Source organism: Amycolatopsis japonica (assembly GCF_000732925.1).
Lineage (GTDB): Bacteria > Actinomycetota > Actinomycetes > Mycobacteriales > Pseudonocardiaceae > Amycolatopsis > Amycolatopsis japonica.
Map to the genome: position 1 here is coordinate 5,294,673 of NZ_CP008953.1, position 19,840 is coordinate 5,314,512.

General features: G+C 68.8%; 19 protein-coding genes. 6 read left to right on the forward strand and 13 right to left on the reverse strand.

Annotation, left to right across the window (positions count from 1 at the left end):
- Window positions 1-12 precede the first annotated feature (12 nt).
- Window positions 13-894 carry a helix-turn-helix domain-containing protein gene (locus tag AJAP_RS24320; RefSeq protein ID WP_038515477.1) on the forward strand — a complete coding sequence of 294 codons (882 nt, stop codon included), beginning with the start codon at window positions 13-15 and terminating at the stop codon, window positions 892-894.
- A 188-nt stretch (window positions 895-1,082) separates the two neighbouring features.
- Here AJAP_RS24320 and AJAP_RS24325 read toward each other — a convergent pair whose 3' ends face one another.
- Window positions 1,083-1,550, reverse strand: a complete 468-nt coding sequence (locus tag AJAP_RS24325) for a nuclear transport factor 2 family protein (RefSeq protein WP_016333182.1) — start codon at window positions 1,548-1,550, stop codon at window positions 1,083-1,085.
- Window positions 1,551-1,627: 77 nt separating this feature from the next.
- Between AJAP_RS24325 and cysD the strand changes: the two genes are divergently transcribed.
- A complete protein-coding gene (gene cysD, locus AJAP_RS24330) occupies window positions 1,628-2,536 on the forward strand; it encodes a sulfate adenylyltransferase subunit CysD (RefSeq protein ID WP_038515480.1) in 909 nt (302 codons plus the stop codon).
- The gene (cysC, locus tag AJAP_RS24335) at window positions 2,536-4,362 is read left to right on the forward strand and encodes an adenylyl-sulfate kinase (RefSeq protein ID WP_038515482.1); all 1,827 of its coding nucleotides are present in this window, start codon (window positions 2,536-2,538) and stop codon (window positions 4,360-4,362) included. The genes cysD and cysC overlap by 1 nt, the downstream gene beginning before the upstream one ends.
- 8 nt (window positions 4,363-4,370) lie before the next feature.
- Here cysC and AJAP_RS24340 read toward each other — a convergent pair whose 3' ends face one another.
- The 3 genes from AJAP_RS24340 to AJAP_RS24350 are packed head-to-tail and all read right to left on the reverse strand — an operon-like array spanning window position 4,371 to window position 6,829.
- Window positions 4,371-5,024: a response regulator gene (locus AJAP_RS24340; protein WP_037344054.1), complete on the reverse strand. Its 654-nt coding sequence runs from the start codon at window positions 5,022-5,024 to the stop codon at window positions 4,371-4,373.
- Entirely contained in the window at window positions 5,021-6,250 is a 1,230-nt protein-coding gene (locus AJAP_RS24345) for a sensor histidine kinase (RefSeq protein WP_038515485.1), read from the reverse strand. Before AJAP_RS24345 ends, AJAP_RS24340 begins: the two co-directional genes overlap by 4 nt.
- Window positions 6,251-6,259: 9 nt before the next feature.
- Window positions 6,260-6,829, reverse strand: a complete 570-nt coding sequence (locus AJAP_RS24350; RefSeq protein ID WP_038515486.1) for a TetR/AcrR family transcriptional regulator — start codon at window positions 6,827-6,829, stop codon at window positions 6,260-6,262.
- A gap of 89 nt (window positions 6,830-6,918) precedes the next feature.
- Between AJAP_RS24350 and AJAP_RS24355 the strand changes: the two genes are divergently transcribed.
- The gene (locus tag AJAP_RS24355) at window positions 6,919-8,136 is read left to right on the forward strand and encodes an MFS transporter (protein WP_038515488.1); all 1,218 of its coding nucleotides are present in this window, start codon (window positions 6,919-6,921) and stop codon (window positions 8,134-8,136) included.
- 13 nt (window positions 8,137-8,149) lie between these two features.
- Window positions 8,150-10,114, forward strand: coding sequence for an ABC1 kinase family protein (locus AJAP_RS24360; protein WP_038515491.1), 1,965 nt, complete (start codon window positions 8,150-8,152; stop codon window positions 10,112-10,114).
- Here AJAP_RS24360 and lepB read toward each other — a convergent pair.
- From lepB to AJAP_RS24405, 9 genes are all read right to left on the reverse strand, one after another.
- A complete protein-coding gene (gene lepB / locus AJAP_RS24365; protein ID WP_051972584.1) occupies window positions 10,038-10,838 on the reverse strand; it encodes a signal peptidase I in 801 nt (266 codons plus the stop codon). The genes AJAP_RS24360 and lepB overlap by 77 nt on opposite strands.
- An 18-nt stretch (window positions 10,839-10,856) precedes the next feature.
- On the reverse strand, window positions 10,857-11,186 hold the full coding sequence (locus tag AJAP_RS24370) for a YnfA family protein (protein WP_037344048.1): 330 nt from the start codon (window positions 11,184-11,186) through the stop codon (window positions 10,857-10,859).
- A 378-nt stretch (window positions 11,187-11,564) separates the two neighbouring features.
- Window positions 11,565-11,972 carry a metal-sulfur cluster assembly factor gene (locus AJAP_RS24375; RefSeq protein WP_016333171.1) on the reverse strand — a complete coding sequence of 136 codons (408 nt, stop codon included), beginning with the start codon at window positions 11,970-11,972 and terminating at the stop codon, window positions 11,565-11,567.
- On the reverse strand, window positions 11,969-12,418 hold the full coding sequence (gene sufU / locus AJAP_RS24380) for a Fe-S cluster assembly sulfur transfer protein SufU (protein WP_038515493.1): 450 nt from the start codon (window positions 12,416-12,418) through the stop codon (window positions 11,969-11,971). Before sufU ends, AJAP_RS24375 begins: the two co-directional genes overlap by 4 nt.
- Window positions 12,418-13,704: a cysteine desulfurase gene (locus AJAP_RS24385; protein WP_038515494.1), complete on the reverse strand. Its 1,287-nt coding sequence runs from the start codon at window positions 13,702-13,704 to the stop codon at window positions 12,418-12,420. Before AJAP_RS24385 ends, sufU begins: the two co-directional genes overlap by 1 nt.
- Before the next feature lie 39 nt (window positions 13,705-13,743).
- The gene (gene sufC / locus AJAP_RS24390) at window positions 13,744-14,514 is read right to left on the reverse strand and encodes a Fe-S cluster assembly ATPase SufC (RefSeq protein ID WP_007029703.1); all 771 of its coding nucleotides are present in this window, start codon (window positions 14,512-14,514) and stop codon (window positions 13,744-13,746) included.
- Window positions 14,515-14,550: 36 nt separating this feature from the next.
- Window positions 14,551-15,723 carry a Fe-S cluster assembly protein SufD gene (sufD, locus tag AJAP_RS24395; protein ID WP_038515496.1) on the reverse strand — a complete coding sequence of 391 codons (1,173 nt, stop codon included), beginning with the start codon at window positions 15,721-15,723 and terminating at the stop codon, window positions 14,551-14,553.
- A gap of 2 nt (window positions 15,724-15,725) precedes the next feature.
- Entirely contained in the window at window positions 15,726-17,174 is a 1,449-nt protein-coding gene (gene sufB / locus AJAP_RS24400; protein WP_038515497.1) for a Fe-S cluster assembly protein SufB, read from the reverse strand.
- A complete protein-coding gene (locus AJAP_RS24405) occupies window positions 17,171-17,971 on the reverse strand; it encodes a helix-turn-helix transcriptional regulator (RefSeq protein ID WP_378412666.1) in 801 nt (266 codons plus the stop codon). The genes sufB and AJAP_RS24405 overlap by 4 nt, the downstream gene beginning before the upstream one ends.
- Window positions 17,972-18,240: 269 nt before the next feature.
- Between AJAP_RS24405 and mptB the strand changes: the two genes are divergently transcribed.
- Window positions 18,241-19,827, forward strand: a complete 1,587-nt coding sequence (mptB, locus tag AJAP_RS24410; RefSeq protein WP_037344551.1) for a polyprenol phosphomannose-dependent alpha 1,6 mannosyltransferase MptB — start codon at window positions 18,241-18,243, stop codon at window positions 19,825-19,827.
- The last annotated feature ends 13 nt before the right edge of the window (window positions 19,828-19,840 follow it).

Here is a 19,840-nt window from a genome sequence, read left to right on the forward strand (position 1 = left end):
AAGGATGGGTCAATGGCCCGGCATTCGCCGCCCACCGAGCGAGTCGTGAGGCTGCTCGACTTCTTCGCCGCGCACCCCGGCCGGCGCTTCGGGCTTTCGGAGCTCGCGCGCGAGCTCGACCTGGCGAAACCGACCTGTCTCGGCATCGTCACCGAGCTGACGGCGGGCGGCTACCTGGTCCGAGACCCCCAGCCGGTCACCTACCGGCTCGGGCCCGCGATGGTCGCCGCCGGCCGCGTCGCGAGCGAAGGCTTCGGGGCGAGCGAGGTGGCGCGACGGCATCTGGAGGACTTGAGCAGGCGCTATGGCGCGACGTGCACGGCGTCGGCCGTGGTCGGCGACCGGATCCTGATGCTGCAGAGCGCCGGGCCGGGCCGCGTCAAACTGGGCGAGACGTATCCGTTCGCGCCGCCGGTCGGCCTGATGTACGTGCTGTGGGACTCCGACGCGGCGTTCGACGCATGGCTCGCCAAACCTCCGGCGGTGCCGGTGCGACTGGACGAAGCGCATCTTCGCCGCGTCGTCGCCGAATGCCGGGAGCACGGGTATCTGGTGGAGAGCCTGACTTCCGCGGGGCGGCGGCTCTACGCGCTGATGGCGGGCGTCGGCGCGGAGGAACTGCCGCCGGAGGTGCGAGGCCTGGTGGGCGAACTCGTCTCGAGCCTCGGCGAGCGCGTCTACCTCGGCGCCGATCTGGAGCCGCGGCGCAAGCACGCGGTGAGCCTGCTGGCCGCCCCGACGTTCGACGCTTCGGGACGGCAGGAACTGGTGCTCACGCTTTCGGTCGGCGAGCCGGTCACCGGCGCCGAAATCGCGCGACGGGGCGCCGCGCTGGTCGCGGCCGCCGATGCCGTCACAGCCGAATCCGGTGGCCGCCACCCCACGCGCATTTAGTCCTCTAAATGCGGCAGTTGCCCGCACCCGACCCGCATTTAGAGGACTAAACGCGAGCCACGAACCCACCCGGGCCAGCCGCCGCTCGGTGTCCCCAATGCCGCATTAGAGACACTGAGCGTCTCCAATGTCGCATTGGGGACATCGAGCGAGCCACAACCTGCCGCATTTAGAGGACTAAATGCGGGTCAGGAGGACCACCGGTTCGCGGTGAGCTTCAGGCTCGGCACGTCGTCCATCGACATCATCGTTTCGTACAGCCGGTCGTACTGCGTGGACGCGGTCAGCCACACGCCGTCCACCCGCCGGTAGGTGTCCTCGTAGTACGCCGCGCCCTCGATGATCACCCGGTGCTCGGGCACGATCACCTTGTCCCGCATCAGCCAGGTGCCCGTCGCGGTGTCGCCGTCGACGTCGATCTCCGGCTGCCCGGCGAAGTGCACGGTGGTGACGCCGGGGCCGACAGCGTTCCGAAAGAACTCGACGATCGCTTCGCGGCCTTCGAAGGTCAGCGGTTTGCCGTACGACGGCGTCCCATACCGCGCGTGCACGTCGGCGGTCAGGGTCCCGGCCATCTCGTCCCACAGCTTGAGGTCGAGGCAGCGGAGGTAGCGGGCTTTCAGGCGGCGGATCTCTTCAAGCGCGACCAGGTCCATGTCGACAGCGTCCTCCTCCCCTTGACCAAGCACAAGAACTTGTTCTACTTTTCTGATCTCGAACGACGGAGGTCACGATGGCGTCCCCGGCCTACGAGCTCACCCATCTCGAAGCACTCGAAGCCGAAGCCGTGCACATCTTCCGCGAGGTCGCGGCGACCTTCGAACGGCCCGTGCTGCTGTTCTCCGGCGGCAAGGACTCGATGGTGATGCTCCACCTCGCGGCCAAGGCCTTCTGGCCGTCGCCGCCCCCGTTCCCGGTGATGCACGTCGACACCGGGCACAACTTCGACGAGGTCATCGAGTTCCGGGATCGCACGGTCGGCAGGTACGGGCTCCGGCTCGCCGTCTCCAGCGTCCAGGACGACATCGACGCGGGACGGGTCGTCGAAGACCCGAAGGCAGGCCGCAACCGGCTCCAGACCGCCGCCCTGCTGCGCGGGATCCGCGAGCATTCCTTCGACGCGGTCTTCGGCGGCGCCCGGCGCGACGAGGAGAAGGCCCGCGCGAAGGAACGGGTGTTCAGCTTCCGCGACGAGTTCGGCCAATGGGATCCGCGCAACCAGCGGCCCGAACTGTGGAATCTGTACAACGGCAGGCATCGCAAGGGCGAGCACATCCGCGTCTTCCCGCTGTCGAACTGGACCGAGCTCGACATCTGGCAGTACATCGAGGCGGAGAACGTCGACCTGCCGTCGATCTACTACTCGCACCGGCGTCCGGTCGTCCAGCGGGACGGCATGCTGCTCGCGCACACCCGATTCCTCACCTTGAACGAAGGCGAAAGTCCTTACGAGGCAACGGTTCGCTTCCGCACCGTCGGCGACGCGACCTGCACCGGTTGTGTCGAGTCGACGGCGACGTCACCGGGCGAAGTGGTCGCCGAAGTGGCGGTCAGCAGGCTCACCGAACGCGGCGCCACCCGCGCCGACGACCGGATCTCCGAGGCGGGCATGGAAGACCGGAAGAAGGAAGGTTACTTCTGATGAGCGCTTCCTTGGTCCGCCTCGCGACCGCGGGCAGCGTCGACGACGGGAAGTCGACGCTGATCGGCCGCCTGCTGTTCGATTCGAAGACGGTGTTCACCGACCAGCTCGAAGCCATCGAACGCACCAGCCGCGACCGCGGCGAGGCGTACCCGAACCTCGCGCTGCTGACCGACGGTCTCCGCGCCGAACGCGAACAGGGCATCACGATCGACGTCGCCCATCGCTATTTCGCCACCCCACGGCGGAAGTTCATCATCGCCGACACGCCGGGACACGTGCAGTACACCCGCAACATGGTCACCGGCGCCTCCACGGCGGATCTCGCGCTGATCCTGATCGACGCCCGCAAGGGCGTGCTCGAACAGTCGCGGCGGCACGCGTTCCTGGCCAGCCTGCTGGGAATCCCGCATCTCGTGCTGTGCGTCAACAAGATGGATCTGGTCGACTGGTCGCGGGAACGCTTCGAAGAGATCCGCGAGGAGTTCCGCCGGTTCGCCATGAAACTTCAGGTGCACGACCTCACCTTCGTGCCGATGTCGGCGTTGCACGGCGACAACGTCGTGCACCGGGGCGCCAGTATGCCTTGGTACGAAGGGACTTCCCTGCTGCATCACCTCGAACAGGTGCACGTGGCCTCGGATCGCAACCTCATCGACGCGCGATTCCCCGTGCAGTACGTGATCCGCGAGCACAGCCGCGACTTCCGCGGCTACGCGGGCACCGTCGCGGGCGGGGTGTTCAAACCCGGTGACGAGGTCGCCGTCCTGCCCTCCGGTTTCACCACCACGGTACGCGCGATCTGGGGCCCGGGCGGCACCACGGTCTCCGAGGCTTTCGCTTCGCAGGCCGTCACGATAGAACTCGAAGACGACCTCGACCTCGGCCGCGGTGACCTGATCTGCCGCCCCGGCAACCGCCCCCACACGAGCCGGGACGTCGACGCGATGGTGTGCTGGTTCTCCGAACAAGGAGCTTTGAAAGCAGGGAACACCTTCCTCGTGCGGCACACCACCCGGGAGACCAAGGCCGAGATCCGCGACCTGGACTATCGACTCGACGTCACCACCCTGCACCGCGACGAGACGGTGAAGTCGTTGTCCCTCAACGAAATCGGCCGGATCCGGCTGCGTGCCCGGCAGCCGTTGCTGTTCGATTCCTACCGCCGCAACCGCTCCACCGGAGGTTTCCTGCTCGTCGACGAGCATTCCGGCGCGACGGTCGCGGCGGGCATGATCACCGGGCCGAGCGTGACCGCGTCGAACGTCGTCTGGCACACCGCCGCGGTCACCAGGGCGGAACGCGCGACACGCGGGCTCACCGTCTGGCTCACCGGGCTTTCCGCGTCCGGGAAATCGAGCGTGGCCGTGGAACTGGAACGGCGGCTGGTGGCTTCGGGCAGGCCCGCGTACCTGCTGGACGGCGACAACCTGCGGCACGGGCTGAACGGGAACCTCGGTTTCAGCCCGGCCGATCGCGCCGAGAACGTCCGCCGCGTCGCCGAGGTCGCGAAGCTGTTCGCCGACGCCGGTGTGGTATCGGTGGTCTCTTTGATCAGCCCGTACCGGGCCGACCGCGAACTCGCCCGCGCCACGCACGAGGCCGCCGGGCTGCCGTTCCTCGAGATCTTCGTCGACACCCCGCTGGAGGTCTGCGAAGACCGCGACCCCAAGGGGATGTACGCGAAGGCGAGGGCGGGCGAGATCAGCGGGTTCACCGGGGTGGACGCTCCCTACGAGCAACCCGAGAGCCCGGATCTGGTGCTGCGCCCCGAAAACGGGGATCCCGCCGCGATGGCCGCGCTGATCCTCGCCGCGCTCGACTGACCTGAGCCTCAGCCCGCCGGTGTGACGAATCCGGTGTCGTAGGCCTTGATCACCGCTTGCGTCCGGTCCCGCGCGCCGAGTTTCGCGAGCACGTTCCCGACATGCGTCTTGACCGTCTGCACGCCGAGGTACAGCTCGCCCGCGATCTCCACATTGGACAGTCCGCCCGCCATCAGCCGCAGCACCTCGCTCTCGCGTTCGGTGAGCCCGGCACCGGACAGGCCGTCGAGTGGCCCCCGGTTCGCCTGCTGCGCGGCCAGCCGCCGGATCGCGGCCGGGAACAGCAGCGACTCCCCCGCTGCCACGGTGCGGATCGCCGCGACGATCTCCTCGGGCCGGGCCCGCTTCAGCAGGAAGCCGCTCGCCCCGGCGAGCAAGGCGTCGTAGACGTAGTCGTCGTTCTCGAAGGTGGTCACGACGATCACCTTCGGCGGGTTGTCCATAGTGGACATCAGATGGGTCGTCGCGCGGATCCCGTCGACCGAAGGCATCCGGACGTCCATCAGCACGACGTCGGGCCGGAACCGCGACACCAGGCCGGGCACCTCGGCACCGTCGGACGCTTCGCCGACGACCTCCAGATCGGGCTCGGAGGCGACGATCGCCCGGAGCCCCGCCCGGATGAGCTGTTCGTCGTCGACCAGCAGCACCCCGATGCTCATCGCCGTTCCCCCCATGGCACCGCCACCTCGACCTTCCAGAATCCGTCCGCGCGGCCCGCGGTGATCGTGCCCCCGAGCACTTCCACCCGTTCCGTCATTCCCCTCAGCCCCCGGCCGCCCCCGTCCCGTGACGGCGGCGCGTCGCCGAGCGGATTGGACACCCGCACCCGCAACAGCTCCGCCCCGGCGTCGACGAGGACCGCCACCGGCACCTTACCGGCGTGCCGCAACGCGTTCGTCAGGCATTCCTGCAAGATCCGGTACGCCTCACGGGAGACGACCGGCGGCACCGCGGACGGATCACCGCGCATCTCCGCCGACACCTCGGCGCCCGCCAGCCGCGTGGCCTCGACCAGCGCGGGCAGCTCCGCCAGCCCGGATTGCGGCGCCCGCGACGACGCCTCGTCACGCAGCAGGCCGAGCACGTGGTCGAGATCGTCCAGCGCGGCGCGGGCCGAATCCTCGATCGCGGTGAGCGCCTGCTCGGTGAACTCCGGATCGGACCTCAGGGTGCGCCGCGCCGCACCGGCCTGGATGGTCACGACGCTCAGCGCGTGCCCGACCGAGTCGTGCAGTTCGCGTGCGAGCCGGTTGCGTTCGGCGAGCTGTTCGGTGCGCTTCTCCAGCTGGGCGATCCGCTCCGCGGCCGAGATCCCCAGCAGGCTCTTGGCACAGCGGGTCAGCGCCGCGCCCGCACCCCAGACGACGTAGGCAAGCACGACGACGCCGAGCAGGCACGCCAGCGGGATCCACGCGCTCGCCCAGCCTTTCGGCACCTCGATCGCGCTCGCGTCGGTCAGGGCGATCTTGCCACTGAACGGGGCCGCGATCGTGAAGCCGAACGCGACCGGGACGAACAGGCTCACCAGGCTGATGACGCACCCGGTGCTCACGTGCAGCAGGAACATCGCGGTCGAACGCAGGCGGACGGGCCAGCTCCCCGCGGGCCCGAACACGACTCCCGGCACGGGATCGTCCAGCAGTTCCCGCACGGCCGCGCCTTCCAGCACGCGGACGGCGGGGATGAACGACGACGCGATCATCACCACGACGACGGTGATCAGCCCGATCACGGTCCCGCGTTCCAACGTCACGACGAGGGGCAGCAGCGACGGCACCATGATGGCGGCGAAGAGCACATACGGCACGCTCAGCGCGCCACCGAGGATGAAGTAGACCCACCTGCGGTAGGTCGCCCGATCCAGGAGCGGGCCGAAAAGTCGCATGGGGTCTTTCTAGCGTGTGCCGGCTTCGCGTGGATCCCTCATCAGTATCTCCGCGATCTCCCTCGCGAGGGTGACCCGATGCGCGTCCCCGTCGATGCCGGTATGTGCGACGGCGCCTTCGAGCAGGAGGAAGAGCTGTTCCGCGAGCCGCTCCGGATCGGCCGCGCCCGGCGCGTCCTCGCGGAGGAGTTCGGCGAACTTCGCCCGCACCGCCGCCTTGTGCCGGCGGATCACGTCGAGGCCGGGATGCCCGGCGGGCAGTTCGGCGGCCGCGTTGAGGAAAGCGCAACCCCGGTCGCTTCCCAGCTTGGGGTGATCGACGTAGGCGTCGAAGACCGTCAGCGCCCGGGGCACTTCGGCCTCCGCCAGCCGCTCTTCGAGATACGCCCACCAGATGTCGTGACGGCTTCGCAGGTACGCGATCGTCAGCTCCGTCTTCGACCCGAAGGACGCATACAACGTCTTCTTCGTGACGCCCGCGGCCTCGGCGATGGCCGCGACGCCCACGGCGTTCAGGCCCTCCTGGTAGAAGAGCTCGCTCGCGGCGCTCAGAACACGCTCGCCCGCCGGTGTCAGCATGCCTCGACTATACCGATCGGTTGACCCGAGCGCGAAATGCGGGAACACTCCAGGTGTATACCGCTCGGTATACACCTGGAGGAGAGCTGATGGTTTCTTCGTACAAACGCGAGCTGACGTTCACCGCGGCCGGGTTGTCGCTGATCGCGGTCTCGTACGGACTCGCGAGGTACGCGTACGGGCTCTTCGCCCCGACGCTCCGCACGGAGTTCGGCCTCGACGGCAGCACGCTCGGCACCATCGCGGCGGGAAGCTACGTCGCGTACTGCCTCGCGGTCATCGCTTCCACCGCCGTGACGACCCGCTGGGGCGCGCGGGCGGGCGCACTCGCCGCCGGGGCGACGGCCACCGCGGGAACGTCCCTGATCGCGGCCGCGCCGAACGCGGGCGTCCTCGCGCTCGGCGTCGTCCTCGCCGGAGCCAGCACCGGCCTCGCCTCCCCCTCACTCGCCGACGCGGTCTCCCGCGTCGTCCGCGTGACGCGCCGGGACCGTGCCCAATCCGTGGTGAACGCCGGGACCGGACTCGGCGTGCTCGTCTCGGGCCCGGTCTCCCTGCTCGCGGTCGGCGACTGGCGAATGGCTTGGTGGGCCTTCGCCGCGGCCTCGGCTCTGGTGACCTTGTGGATCGCCCGTGTCGTGCCGCCGGTGAAGGACGACCGTGCGCGGGGGCTGCCGTCGCCGCTGTTCCCACCCGCCACCGGACGGCTGCTGCCCGCCGCCGCGACCCTCGGCCTGGCCAGCGCGGCGATCTGGACGTTCGGCCGGGACATCGCCGTGAGCGTCGGCGGACTCGACGAGACCGCCTCGACGGTGGTGTGGATCGTGCTCGGCGCGGTCGGCCTGGCGGGCGCGTTCACCGCCGAACTGACCTCCCGCGCGGGACTGCGCCGCGCCTGGTCGGTGGGAATGGTCCTGTTCGCCGCCGCCACGGCCCTCTTCGCCGTCGCCACGCGCTCGCTCCCGGCACTCGTCATCGCGGCGGCGCTCTTCGGGGCCGTCTACATCGGACTGACCGGTGTGCTGATCCTCTGGGGCACCAGGGCTTACCCGACGGCGCCGGCGTTCGGTGTCGGTGTGGCGTTCCTGATGTTGGCCCTCGGACAGGCCGCCGGAGCACCGCTCATCGGCCTCCTGGGTGATCTTTTCGATCTTCGTGCCGGTTTCCTCGCGGCGGCGGCGATCGCCGTTCTCGGCGTCCTGTTCGCACCCAAGGAGGCGACCACTACCTACAACTTCGGGATCCGCTCCCTCTCAAGGGTGAGTACCGTCCCGCCGCAGCGGGAATCAAGCGCGGGCTGCGCGTGATGTCCTCTTCGGCATGAACCTGCTGCTCGGCCTGCTCACCCTGCCCGTCTACGCGCTCATGCTGTGGCCGCTCGTGGTCGGCGCCCGCCGCGTGCTGGGGGTGCGGATCGGCCTGATCCGCGCGGGCTGCGCCGCCGGATTCGGCTGGCTCGTCGCGGGCGGCATCCTCACCGCGTTCCCGCAGGCGATGTACGCGGGGAACGCCTTCGCCGGGCTGGTCATCCCGGTGGCGGGCAGCGCTTTCCTGGCCACGCTGATCTTCCTGTTCGTCGCGGAACTCGCGCTCCCCGCCGGTTCGGGGCTCGGGCTGATCGGCAGGATCCGGTCGATGCGCCGCCGCGCGGCAAGGACCCGGCGCTACTCGCAGATCACCCGGATCGCGATCAAACACGGCCTCGGCCGTTACCTCACCGGCCGCCGCGAACCCGGCCTCGCCCAGGTCCGGCACGCCAAACTGGCGCGCTCGCTGCGGCGCGCGCTGGAGGAGGGCGGCGTGACGTTCGTGAAACTCGGCCAACTGCTCTCGACCCGGCCCGATCTGCTGCCGCCGGTTTTCGTCGACGAACTCAGCAAACTCCAGGACCAGGTCGCCTTCGCCGACGCCGACGAGGTGGCTACGGTGCTGCGGGAGGAACTGGGCGGCGACCCGGCCGAGATCTTCGCCGAATTCGACCCGGAACCGATCGCGGCCGCGTCGATCGCGCAGGTCTACCGGGCGAAGCTGCGCGGCGGCCAGGACGTGGTCGTCAAGGTGCAGCGGCCCGGGGTGCAGGCCTTGGTCGAGCGGGACCTCGACATCGTCCGCCGGGTGGCGGCCGCACTGGACGTGCGCGCGGGCTGGGCACGTTCGCTCGGCGTCGTCGACCTCGCCGAAGGATTCGCCGACGCGCTGGTCGAGGAACTCGATTTCCGCACCGAGGCCAGGAACATCGAAGCGGTCACCGCCGCCTCACCCGGTACCGAGGTTGCCCTTCCGACCGTCCACAAAGAACTGTCCACCGAACGTGTCCTGGTGATGCGGCGTCTCGACGGCAAACCGCTCGCCGCCGCGAAGGAGCAGGTGCCGGTCGCGGAACGGGCGAAACTCGCGCGGTCGATGCTGCGGTGCGTACTCGGCCAGGTGATGGGCAGCGGCGTCTTCCACGCCGACCCGCATCCCGGCAACGTCCTGCTGCTCGCCGACGGCAGGCTCGGCCTGCTCGACTTCGGCTCCGTCGGGAGGCTCGACTCGGGTCTGCGCGGCGGACTGCAGAACCTGATCCTCGCGCTGGACCGCGGCGACCCGGCCGCGTTGCGCGACGGCCTGCTGGAGATCGTCGACCGGCCGGACGAGATCGAGGAGCGGCGGCTGGAGCGGGCGCTGGGTGCCTTGGTGGCCAAGCATTTCAACCACGGCCAGGCCCCGGATCTCGACATGTTCACCGACCTGTTCCGGGTGATCGCCGACTTCAAGCTCAGCGTGCCCCCGCCGATCGCCGCGGTGTTCCGCGCCCTGGCCACCTTGGAAGGAACGCTGGCCGCGCTGGCGCCGGGATTCAACATCGTCGTCGAATCCCGCGCCTACGCCACCGAGCAGGTCGGCGCCGGCCTGCGCCCGGAATCGCTGCGCGCCACGGCCACCAACGAACTGATGGCGCTCCTGCCGGTACTGCGACGGCTGCCCCGCCGCGTCGACCGGATCGGCGACGCGCTGGAGCAGGGCAGGCTTTCGGTCAACGTCCGGCTGTTCTCCGACGAACGCGACCGCGACGTGGTCACCGGTCTGGTGCACGAGATCCTGCTGGCGTTCGTCGGCGTGGCCACCGGGCTGATGGCCGTGCTGCTGCTGGGCAGCGCGACCGGCCCGGAGGTGCTGGCCGGGGTCACGCTGCACCAGATGTTCGGCTACAACCTGCTGGTGGTCAGCGCGTTGGTGGGATTGCGGCTGCTCTTCGTCGTTTTCCGGCGGAGCGGACAACGATCACGATCGCCCCGATGACCCCGACGGCGACCAGCCCGGCCCCGCCGAGCGCGAGGTTGCGCGAGGTGCGGAATCCGGTGTCGGACACCGGATCGCCGGGCAATCCGGCCTCGACGAACGCGGTGGTCTGCGGGAAGGGGTCGGCGGCGAGGACACTCCCCAGCCCGACGACGACTCCGACCACTTTCGAGAGCGGGACGGCGCCGTCACCCGGCATACCGACGTAGATCCGTGAGTCCCGCGAATTGTTCCGCTGGTCGCCGACGACGAACACGGCGCCCGGCGGAACCTGGACACTGAACGGCCGGTACTCCTTGCGGCCGTACCCGTTGTCGTCCTCGGTGTAGGGCTCCTTGACCGGCTTCCCGTTGACGGCGATCAGGTTGTCGTTCGTACAACAGACGACCTGGTCACCGCCGACACCGATCACCCGCTTGACGATCCGGCCGTCGGCGGGGCTCGAATCCGGGAACGCGGAAACCTCCATGAGGACGACCGCGCCGCGAGGGATCTCGGGCAGGGAGGTCCAGCGGTACAGCACGACCGCCCCCGGCTGGATCGTGGGCGCCATCCCGCCGCCGGGAACGCTCACCATCCGGTAGCTCATCAGGGTCCAGAACCCGTATCCGCCGGCGCCCACGCCGACGACCGCCAGCAGGATCATCACGAACAGGAGCGGGGAGAATCTTCGCTTCGGCCCGGGTCTGTCGGCGGGCGGCGCGGGAAAGTCCGTTTCGGTCACAGCGCAGAGTAGCGCCACTCAACCTCGGGGCGCGTACATGATGACCCCGACCCCGGCCAGGCAGATCAACGCGCCGATCACGTCGTAGCGATCCGGCCGGTAGCCGTCTGCGACCATGCCCCACGCCAGCGAACCCGCGACGAAAACTCCGCCGTACGCGGCGAGGATGCGGCCGAAGTTCGCGTCGGGTTGCAAGGTCGCGACGAAGCCGTAGAGGCCCAGCGCGACGACGCCGGCGCCGATCCAAAGGTAGCCCCGGTGCTCCCGGACGCCTTGCCAGATCAGCCAGGCACCGCCGATCTCCAGGAGGGCTGCGAGCGCGAAGAGCGCGATGGACCGGAAGATCATCCCCGCACCTTATTGCGGCGTGGCCCGACCCTCATGTCGTGAAGGCCCCCTTTGAGACGTTCAGTGTCTCGAAGGGGGCCTTCAGGACACGAGGTTTCGCGTGCTTGACCGGACGACTCGCGTGAGCCGGCGGACGACACACGTGTCTGGATGGACGACACGCGCCCGGCCGGGGTTTCGCCGCGAGTCGTCCGCCCGATCACGCGTGTCGTCCATCGGATCACGCGAGTCGTCCATCCAGACACGTGAACCGGCGCTCCCCACACCAGCGGTGCGGTATAGGTCGTTATACGCCGTCACAAGCCCCAGAAGCGCGTGAAGGCCTCCTTCTCTCGGCTCAGCCGAGGGAAGGAGGCCTTCACGCGCGAAAACAGGGAATCAGACGGTGAAGCCGAGCGCCCGCAGCTGTTCGCGGCCGTCGTCGGTGATCTTCTCCGGACCCCACGGCGGCATCCAGACCCAGTTGATCCGGAAGTCCTTGACCAGTCCCGTTCCCCCGCCGACGAGCGCGGCACCGGTCTGGTCCTCGATGACGTCGGTCAGCGGGCAGGCCGCCGACGTCAGGGTCATGTCGATGGTGGCGGTGTTGTCAGCCTCGACGCGGATGTCGTAAACGAGCCCGAGGTCGACGACGTTGATGCCGAGCTCCGGGTCGACGACGTCGCGCATCGCCTCTTCGACGTCCTCGACCTTCGCCACGTCGGCGCTGTCCGGGGCGGCGGCGGTCTCGGCGTCGAGGTCGGCGGCCGTGCGGCCCTCGCGGGTTTCGGTCTGCTGTTCGGTCATGCCGTCTCAACTCCGTTGGTCGTGCGGGCGACGGCGTCCTTGAACGCCATCCATCCGAGCAGGGCGCATTTCACGCGGGCCGGGTACTTGGCCACGCCGGCGAAGGCGATGCCGTCCTCCAGCACGTCCTCGTCCGGCTCGATCTGTCCCTTGCCCTGCATCAGCTCGACGAAGGCGTCCATGGTGGTGAACGCCTCCTCCACGGTGTGCCCGACGACGAGATCCGTCAAGACCGACGTGGACGCCTGGCTGATCGAGCAGCCCTGTCCCTCGTAGGAGACGTCGGCGACCTTCCCGTCGTCGACCTTCACCCGCAGCGTCACCTCGTCGCCGCAGGTCGGGTTGACCTGGAACGACTCGGCGTCGTACGGCTCGCGCAGGCCGCGGCCGTGCGGGTTCTTGTAGTGGTCCAGGATGATCTCCTGGTACATGCTCTCCAGGTTCATCACGCGACTCCGAAGAACTTCTGCGCCTCACGCACACCGTTCACCAAAGCGTCCACTTCGGACAGGGTGTTGTAGACGTAGAACGACGCGCGCACGGTCGCGGGCACCGAGCAGGCCCGGTGCAGCGGCCACGCGCAGTGGTGCCCGACGCGGACGGCGACGCCGAGGCTGTCCAGCACCTGCCCCGAGTCGTGCGGGTGGACGCCGTCGATGACGAACGACACGAGCCCGCCGCGGTCGACCATGTCGGTGGGGCCGACGATCCGCACGCCCGGGATCTCGCCGAGCCCGGCCAGCGCCGCTTCGGTGAGCACGTGCTCGTGCGCGGCGACCCGGTCCATGCCGATCGCCGACAGGTAGTCGGCGGCCGCGCCGAGGCCGACGGCCTGCGACGTCATCGGGGTGCCCGCCTCGAACCGCTGCGGCGGCGCGGCGAACGTGGTCTGCTCCATGCGGACCAGCTCGATCATCGAGCCGCCGGTCAGGAACGGCGGCATCGCTTCGAGCAGCTCGCGGCGGCCGTAAAGGACACCGATGCCGTACGGGCCGACCATCTTGTGCCCGGCGAAAGCGGCGAAGTCGACGTCCAGCGCGTGCAAGTCCACGGGGAAGTGGGGCACCGACTGGCAGGCGTCCAGCACGACCAGCGCGCCGACCTTGCGGGCCTTCTTCACCAGGAACTCGACCGGGTTGATCGTGCCGAGCACGTTGGACTGGTGCGTGAACGCGAGCACCTTGGTCCGCTCGGTGATCAGCTCGTCCACATTGGACAGATCGAGCCTGCCGTCGGCGGTGACGGAGAACCACTTCAGCGTCGCGCCGGTGCGCTGGCAGAGCTGCTGCCACGGCACCAGGTTCGCGTGGTGCTCCATCTCGGTGATGACGATCTCGTCGCCGGGACCGATCTTGAACCGCTCGGCCCCGGGACCGGCCGTGGCGGCGTTGCTCATCGCGTAGGCGACGAGGTTGATGCCCTCGGTGGCGTTCTTGGTGAACACCAGCTCGTGTGGGGAGGCGCCGACGAACTCCGCGATCCGCACGCGGGCGGACTCGTAGGCGTCGGTCGCCTCCTCGGCGAGCTGGTGCGCGCCGCGGTGCACCGCGGCGTTCGAGGTCTCCAGGAACCGGCGCTCGGCTTCGAGCACCTGCGCCGGCTTCTGGGACGTCGCACCGGAATCCAGATACACCAAGGGTTTCCCGTCCCGGACCGTGCGGGTCAGGATCGGGAAGTCGGCCCTGATGGCCGCTACGTCCAGCGGAACAGAGTTAGCCGTGGTGGTGGTCATCGGGCCAACTCCTCTCGGTGTAGTCGTGAAGTTCAGTGATCAGACGGCGGCGGTCTCGGCGGAGCCGGTGTACTTGACGTACCCGTTCTCCTCGAGCTCGTCCGCGAGTTCACGGCCACCGGACTCGACGATCTTGCCGCCGGCGAAGACGTGCACGAAGTCGGGCGTGATGTGCCGCAGGATCCGCGTGTAGTGCGTGATCAGCATGACGCCGGCGTCGTTGTTGGCCTTGAACTCGTTGACGCCCTCGGACACGACGCGCAGCGCGTCGACGTCGAGGCCGGAGTCGGTCTCGTCGAGGATGGCGATCTTCGGCTTGAGCAGCGCCAGCTGCAGGATCTCGTGGCGCTTCTTCTCGCCGCCGGAGAAGCCCTCGTTCACCGAACGCTCGGCGAACTCGGACGAGATCTCCAGCTTGCCCATCTCCTCCTTGACCTCCTTGACCCAGTGACGCAGCTTGGGGGCCTCGCCACGGACCGCGGTGGCCGCGGTGCGGAGGAAGTTGGACATGGACACGCCCGGCACCTCGACCGGGTACTGCATGGCGAGGAACAGGCCCGCGCGGGCGCGCTCGTCGACGCTCATCTCCAGCACGTCCTCACCGTCGAGCAGGACCTGCCCGGAGGTGACTTCGTACTTGGGGTGGCCGGCGATGGCGTAGGACAGCGTGGACTTGCCCGAACCGTTGGGGCCCATGATCGCGTGGGTCTCGCCCGACTTGATGGTCAGGTTGACGCCCTTGAGGATCTCCTTGGGGCCCTCCTCGGTCGTGACCGAGGCGTGCAGATCCTTGATTTCCAGCGTAGGCATTTCTTTCCTAAAAGTCTGATGTGGACGGACGAGGGCTCAGGCGCCCACGGCTTCGAGTTCGGCTTCGATCGCGGCCTCGAGACGCTCGCGCACCTCGGGAACGCCGATCTTGACCAGGATCTCGTGGAAGAACCCGCGTACGACCAGGCGGCGCGCGGCGTCTTCGCCGATTCCGCGCGACTGGAGGTAGAACAACTGCTCGTCGTCGAACCTTCCCGTCGCGCTCGCGTGGCCCGCGCCTTCGATCTCGCCGGTCTCGATCTCCAGGTTCGGGATCGAGTCGGCCCGCGCGCCCGGCGTGAGCACCAGGTTGCGGTTGAGCTCGTAGGTGTCGGTGGCCTCGGCGGCCGCCCGGATCAGCACGTCGCCGACCCACACGGTGTGCGCGTCGTCGCCCTGCAGCGCACCCTTGTACATCACGCGCGACTTGCAGTTCGGCACCGCGTGGTCGACGAAGAGACGGTGCTCCTGGTGCTGGCCCGAGTCCGCGAAGTACAGGCCGAGCATCTCGACGTCGCCGCCCTTGTCGGCGAAGGTCGCCGTCGGCGAGACGCGGACCAGGTCACCGCCCAGGGTGATGACGATGTGCTTGAGGCTGGCGTCGCGCCCGAGCTTCAAGTGCTGCTCGGAGACGTGCACCGCGTCGTCGGCCCAGTCCTGGACGCTGACCACGGTGACGTTCGCCGAATCGCCGATGACGAACTCGACGTTGTCGGCGTACGTGCCGGAGCCGACGTGGTCGAGGACGATGACGGCCTCGGAGAACTGCTCGGCGCGCACCTGCACGTGCCCGTAGGCGACCTTGCCCTCGCCGGGGCCGGTGATCTTTACCGTCGACGGCTTCGACGTCTTCGTCTCCTTGGGCACCGTGATCACGGTGGCCTCGGTGAACGAGGAGTACGCCTGCGCGGCGATCCGGTCGCTCGGGACACCCGCGGCGCCGAGGCGCTCGTCGTCCCGGCCGACCGTCTCGATCTTCAGTTCGGGGGCGGCTTCGGCGTCCACGGTGGCCGAACCCGAGGCGGCGGCGGACCCGTCGTGCAGGCCGCGCAGCCGCTTCATCGGCGTGAAGCGCCAGTTCTCCTCACGACCGCCGGGGACCTCGAAGGCCTCGACGTCGTAGGAGGTGAATCGCTCCGCGCGAGAGGTGGCCGGGATGACCACCCCTTCGCGCATCGCTTCGGAAACGTTGTTCTCGGTAACCGACATGACTAGCCGACGGACCCTTCCATCTGAAGCTCGATCAGGCGGTTCAGCTCGAGCGCGTACTCCATCGGCAGCTCACGCGCGATGGGCTCGACGAACCCGCGCACGATCATCGCCATGGCCTCGGCCTCGTCGAGACCGCGCGACATGAGGTAGAACATCTGGTCTTCGCTGACCTTCGAGACGGTCGCCTCGTGGCCCATGGAGACCTCGTCGTTGCGGATGTCGACGTACGGGTACGTGTCCGACCGCGAGATCGTGTCGACCAGCAGCGCGTCGCAGACGACGCTGGACCGCGAGTGGTGCGCCCGCTTGGCGACCTTGACCAGGCCGCGGTACGAGGTGCGGCCACCGCCGCGCGCCACCGACTTCGACACGATGGTCGAGGAGGTGTGCGGCGCCAGGTGCTCCATCTTCGCGCCGGCGTCCTGGTGCTGGCCCTCGCCCGCGAACGCGACCGAGAGGACCTCGCCCTTGGCGTGCTCGCCCATGAGGAACACGGACGGGTACTTCATCGTGACCTTGGACCCGATGTTGCCGTCGATCCACTCCATGGTCGCGCCCTCTTCGCACTTGGCGCGCTTGGTGACCAGGTTGTAGACGTTGTTCGACCAGTTCTGGATGGTCGTGTAGCGGCAGCGGGCGCCCTTCTTCACGATGATCTCCACGACCGCCGAGTGCAGCGAGTCGGACTGGTAGATCGGCGCGGTGCAACCCTCGACGTAGTGCACGTAGGCGTCTTCGTCGACGATGATCAGGGTCCGCTCGAACTGACCCATGTTCTCGGTGTTGATCCGGAAGTAGGCCTGGAGCGGGATGTCCACCTTGACGCCCTTGGGCACGTAGATGAACGAACCGCCGGACCACACCGCGGTGTTCAGCGCGGAGAACTTGTTGTCCCCGGCCGGGATCACGGAGCCGAAGTACTCCTTGAAGATCTCCGGGTGCTCCTTGAGCGCGGTGTCGGTGTCCAGGAACAGGACGCCCTGCGCCTCCAGGTCCTCACGGATCTGGTGGTAGACGACCTCGGACTCGTACTGCGCGGCGACACCGGCGACGAGGCGCTGCTTCTCCGCCTCGGGGATGCCCAGCTTGTCGTACGTGTTCTTGATGTCCTCGGGCAGGTCTTCCCAGGAGGTGGCCTGCTTCTCCGTGGACCGCACGAAGTACTTGATGTTGTCGAAGTCGATCCCGGAGAGGTCCGCACCCCAGTTGGGCATCGGCTTCAAGTCGAAGAGCTTGAGCGCCTTCAGTCGCGCTTCGCGCATCCACTCCGGCTCGGACTTCTTCGAGGAGATGTCGGTGACGACGTCCTCGTTCAGTCCACGACGGGCAGTAGAGCCCGCCTCGTCGGAGTCCGCCCAGCCGAACGCGTACTTGCCAAGGGACTCGATGGTCTCTTCCTGGCTCATGGGCGCGGTGGTGGGAGTGCGCTGCTCGGCAGCGGCAGTCATGCGGGTTTCCCTCCATTCGGGATCCGTGCTGTGCGCCCTGGAGAGGGCGCCGTGCTTCCCGGCCCGGGTGTGGCCGGGTGACCCGCCGAAACGACGGGTACGTGTGTGGTGCACGCGTTGTCACCGCGTGCGATGGTCGCCAACCGCTGGACGTGGGTACCCAGAAGTTCCGCGAAAGCCTCGGTTTCGGCTTCACACAACTGAGGGAACTCCGCGGCGACGTGGGCGACCGGGCAATGGTGCTGGCAGAGCTGTTCGCCGACACCGACCTGACGGGTCGACGCAGCGTAGCCCTCCCTGGTCAGCGCCGCAGCGAGAGCCTCGGCACGGGTGGCCGGGTCCGTGTGCTTGGTGATCGCGTCCTGGTGCGGACCGACCAGCGAAGCGACCCGAGCCTCCGCGAAGGCCTTCACGGCGTCTTCGCCGGCGTGTTCGGCGAGGAAGCGGATGGCCGAGGACGCGAGGTCGTCGTAGGCGTGCCCGAAGCGGGCGCGGCCGGCTTCGGTGAGGAGGAAGTTCTTGGCGGGACGGCCTCGTCCGCGGGGGCCCCGGCGGGGCGCGTCCCGGGTTTCGGCCTCGCCGTCGGCGAGCAGCGCGTCGAGATGACGGCGGACGGCGGCGGCGCTGATACCCAGCTGCTCGGCCACCACGACGGCGGTCATCGGACCCTGTTCCAGCAGCAAACGGGCCACTTCGTGCCTGGTCCGCCCCTCGGGGCCGACCTGCACGGGGACAGGCTGGACCTCGGCGCGGGGCATGTCGCCACCGGCCTCGTCCTGCGTCCCCGTCTTTTTCACAACACAAGTGTGACGTATTTCCGGGGAGACGGCAAAGAGGGGTGCCTCACGGAGTGGCGTGGGTCACGTCGGAGCGGCTGAAGGACGCTTTCCCCGCATGCGATGAGACGAAAGCGTCCTTCACCGCATCGCACGCGGCGAAGGGCCCTTTCAGCCCTCGGTAACCACGTACCCGCCCGGTCTGTTCCCGGGATCGCTACCCTTCGTGCGTGGTAGTGGGCGATCACCCGGCACAGCGGGACAAGGACGAAGACCGGGCGGCGGGGTCGGTGGCGACGCTCGTGCCCGGGCGCCCGCACGATCCGGAACCGCTGGACGACAAGGAACTGCGCGGGCTGAACGTGGTCCGCCGGTTCGGCGCGGTCGGCTCCCTGTTCCTCGCCCTCGGCTCGCTCGGCGCGGGTGCCGCCCCGGTGATCAACCCGGTGCAGGAGATCCCGGTCCTGCGGCTGTTCACCCGGATCCCGATGGTCTCGCTCGCGATGGGCCTGGCCGGGATGGCGATCATCGTGCTCAGCTGGCTGCTGCTCGGCCGGTTCGCGCAGCCCGCGCGCCGCCGCCTCGCCACCCAGGGCCAGCTCGCGCGCACCATCGCGCTCTGGTGCGCGCCGCTGCTGTTCATCCCGCCGCTGTTCTCGCGCGACGTCTACAGCTATCTCGCGCAGAGCGAGATCGTCGCGCGCGGGATGGATCCGTACTCCCTCGGCCCGGCCGAGGCGCTCGGCGTCTCCGACCCGCTGACCTCGGGCGTCTCCAACATGTGGCGCGAGACCCCGGCGCCCTACGGCCCGCTGCTGCTGCGTCTGGGCGGCTGGCTCGCCCCGCTGAGCAGCGGCAACATCGTCACCGGCGTGTTGCTGCAGCGCGGGCTCGCGCTGATCGGCGTCATCCTGATCATCTGGGCGCTGCCCCGGCTGGCCCGGCGGTTCGGCGTGCAGCCCGCCACCGCGTTGTGGCTCGGCGCGGCGAACCCGCTGCTGATCTTCCACTTCGTCGCCGGCGCCCACAACGACGCGCTCGCCATCGGGCTCATGGTGGCCGGGCTTGAGGTCGGCCTCCAGCGGATGCCGGTGCGGTTCAAGAACGACGAACCGCCGCCGCTGGCCAAGGGCGAACTGCTGTACATCGGGCTCGGGGTGGTGCTCATCACCCTCGGTGTCGCGGTGAAGATCAACGCGATCCTGGCCTTGCCGTTCTTCACGGTGATGGTGGCCAGACGCTGGCACGGCCGGATCAAGGACCTCCTCACCGCCGCGGTACCGATGGCCTTGCTGTTCGGCGTGACCCTGGTGGCGGTCTGTTACGGCACCGGCCTCGGCTTCGGCTGGGTCGGCGCGCTCGGAACGCCGGGGCTGGTCCGCTCGTGGATCTCGCCGACGTCGGAGCTCGCCGCGCTCGGCGGTGTCCTCGGCATCGCGCTCGGCCTCGGCAACCACACCAACGCGATGGTGCCGATCCTGGGCTCGCTCGGCTATCTCGTCGCGGGCGCGGTGACGGTCAAGTTCCTCTGGGACAGCTTCAAATGGCGCTACCGGCCGATCATCGGGCTCGGTGTCTCCCTCGGCGCGGTGATGGTGCTGCACGTCGCGCTGCAACCCTGGTACCTGCTGTGGGCGATCATCCCGCTCGCCGCGGCGGCGGGGACCTCGCGGTTCCGCATCGCCGCGACGATCGTCACCGCCGTCCTGCCGTTCCTCCTGCCGACGACGGGGAGCACCTTCGAGGGCCGCGGTTTCGTCCTGCCGTTCGCGTGGGCCGCCGCCGGGGTCGTCACGCTTCTGGGGCTGTTCATCGTCCACCGCCTCTCACCACTGCTGCTGTCCAGACCGTCCCCGGAGCATTCGGTCCCGGCGTGAGGCCGTATCGTGA

Bases quoted from the DNA above. Each gene is read 5' to 3' on its own strand.
- AJAP_RS24385 (WP_038515494.1), bottom strand. From the start codon at position 13,704: ATGACCACCACCACGGCTAACTCTGTTCCGCTGGACGTAGCGGCCATC.
- cysD (WP_038515480.1), top strand. From the start codon at position 1,628: ATGGCGTCCCCGGCCTACGAGCTCACCCATCTCGAAGCACTCGAAGCC.
- AJAP_RS24325 (WP_016333182.1), bottom strand. From the start codon at position 1,550: ATGGACCTGGTCGCGCTTGAAGAGATCCGCCGCCTGAAAGCCCGCTAC.
- cysC (WP_038515482.1), top strand. From the start codon at position 2,536: ATGAGCGCTTCCTTGGTCCGCCTCGCGACCGCGGGCAGCGTCGACGAC.
- sufC (WP_007029703.1), bottom strand. From the start codon at position 14,514: ATGCCTACGCTGGAAATCAAGGATCTGCACGCCTCGGTCACGACCGAG.
- AJAP_RS24340 (WP_037344054.1), bottom strand. From the start codon at position 5,024: ATGAGCATCGGGGTGCTGCTGGTCGACGACGAACAGCTCATCCGGGCG.
- AJAP_RS24345 (WP_038515485.1), bottom strand. From the start codon at position 6,250: ATGCGACTTTTCGGCCCGCTCCTGGATCGGGCGACCTACCGCAGGTGG.
- AJAP_RS24375 (WP_016333171.1), bottom strand. From the start codon at position 11,972: ATGACCGAACAGCAGACCGAAACCCGCGAGGGCCGCACGGCCGCCGAC.
- AJAP_RS24320 (WP_038515477.1), top strand. From the start codon at position 13: ATGGCCCGGCATTCGCCGCCCACCGAGCGAGTCGTGAGGCTGCTCGAC.
- AJAP_RS24350 (WP_038515486.1), bottom strand. From the start codon at position 6,829: ATGCTGACACCGGCGGGCGAGCGTGTTCTGAGCGCCGCGAGCGAGCTC.
- AJAP_RS24360 (WP_038515491.1), top strand. From the start codon at position 8,150: ATGAACCTGCTGCTCGGCCTGCTCACCCTGCCCGTCTACGCGCTCATG.
- AJAP_RS24355 (WP_038515488.1), top strand. From the start codon at position 6,919: ATGGTTTCTTCGTACAAACGCGAGCTGACGTTCACCGCGGCCGGGTTG.
- sufU (WP_038515493.1), bottom strand. From the start codon at position 12,418: ATGAACCTGGAGAGCATGTACCAGGAGATCATCCTGGACCACTACAAG.
- AJAP_RS24370 (WP_037344048.1), bottom strand. From the start codon at position 11,186: ATGATCTTCCGGTCCATCGCGCTCTTCGCGCTCGCAGCCCTCCTGGAG.
- sufB (WP_038515497.1), bottom strand. From the start codon at position 17,174: ATGACTGCCGCTGCCGAGCAGCGCACTCCCACCACCGCGCCCATGAGC.
- sufD (WP_038515496.1), bottom strand. From the start codon at position 15,723: ATGTCGGTTACCGAGAACAACGTTTCCGAAGCGATGCGCGAAGGGGTG.